Genomic DNA, 1,598 nt, shown 5'->3' on the forward strand with positions numbered 1-1,598 from the left:
CCGACGCATCCTTGCGGTATTGCCAAAAAAACGCCAAAACCTGCTGTTCTCGGCGACGTTTTCGCCAGAAATCCGCGGTCTGGCCGCTGGCCTGCTCAACAACCCGGCCAGCGTCGAAGTCGCGACACGCAATGCCACTGCCGACAATGTCGCGCAGCGGGTTTTTGCCGTCGATCAGGATCGCAAACGCGAACTCCTCGCCCATCTGATTGAAGAACATCAATGGGGGCAGGTGCTGGTCTTCACCCGCACCAAGCATGGTGCCGACCGCCTCGCCAGGCATTTGTCCCAGGATGGCATGCAGGCTATGGCCATCCATGGCGACAAGAGTCAGGGTGCCCGTACCCGCGCTCTGGCGGAGTTCAAGGAAGGCAAGGTGCGGGTCTTAGTCGCGACGGACATCGCTGCCCGCGGCATCGATATCAGCGAGTTGCCCCACGTAGTTAATTTTGAACTCCCCCATGTGCCCGAGGACTATGTCCATCGCATCGGACGGACCGGTCGTGCTGGCAATAATGGCCAAGCCGTATCGCTGGTAAGCAGCGAGGAGCGTAAGCAGTTGCAGGATGTGGAAAAGCTGCTGCGTCGCTCCTTTGACCGGGAGATCGTCGTCGGTTTTGAGCCGCGACAGTCTTTCTCCAGCCATGCGCCGTCATCGGCTCCGCGCCGTCCGGCTCAGGCCGCAGGGCGGGGTCGGCCCGGGTCAGGAGTGGCGCCTTCGGGTCGTGCCCGCCGCGCCTGAGGGGTTGATCCTTCCCATCCCGCACTGACCGGGTTATCTTTGTTCGCAGTGTCTTGGCATCCCGCCAGGGCTTGCGCCACAATAAGCGGACGATGAGTGTGTCCGAGCAAAAGGCAGGTATGGACGAAGACAAGGCATCCTCCCGCGTCCTGGTGGTGGAGGATGAGGAAGGCATCCAGGAACTCCTGCGCGTCACCCTGCAGCGTCATGGCTTTGAGGTGCGCTGTGAGGGAAGTGTCGAATCTGCGGAAGCCGTACTCCTGACCTGGGGGCCGCAGTTGCTCGTTCTTGACTGGATGCTTCCTGGCGAGAATGGCCTGGCATGGTGCCGTACTCTGCGCCGGCGTGAAGAGACCCAGAAACTGCCTATCATTTTGCTCACGGCGCGCGGTGAGGAAAGTGACCGTGTGCATGGTCTTGAATCGGGCGCGGACGATTACCTGGCCAAACCTTTTTCTCCGCGGGAGTTGGTGGCGCGGGTCAATGCCCTGTTACGACGCAGTTATGGCGGTACGGCAGCAGGCCGAGTGCGGCTCGGTGATCTGCATGTGGACCTGCGCGCGCATCGGGTGTACGCCGGTGAAGTGCAGATCCATCTCGGCCCTACCGAGTTCCGTCTTTTGCGTCTCTTTGTGACCAATCCAGAACGAGTCTTTTCGCGGGACATGCTGCTCGATCAGATCTGGGGGCGGCAGAGTTTTATTGAAGAGCGGACTGTCGATGTTCACATTCGCCGCTTACGGCGGGGGTTGGACCACCATGGTTATGCGCATATCATCGAAACAGTAAGGGGCGAAGGCTATCGCTGTAGCGCCTTGGGGTCCCAGCGCGAAGTGGTGGGCGGCGGGCGATGACT

At 60.8% G+C, this 1,598-nt stretch carries 2 protein-coding genes; both read left to right on the forward strand.

Features of this window, described 5'->3' with window-relative positions:
• The coding region (locus tag AC2VNK_RS07375) for a DEAD/DEAH box helicase (RefSeq protein WP_486883324.1) at positions 1-742 on the forward strand (742 nt) is incomplete at its 5' end.
• 98 nt (positions 743-840) lie between these two features.
• The gene (gene phoB / locus AC2VNK_RS07380; protein ID WP_291522325.1) at positions 841-1,596 is read left to right on the forward strand and encodes a phosphate regulon transcriptional regulator PhoB; all 756 of its coding nucleotides are present in this window, start codon (positions 841-843) and stop codon (positions 1,594-1,596) included.
• Positions 1,597-1,598 lie beyond the last annotated feature (2 nt).

The organism is Acidithiobacillus sp. TH-A35 (assembly GCF_057473505.1).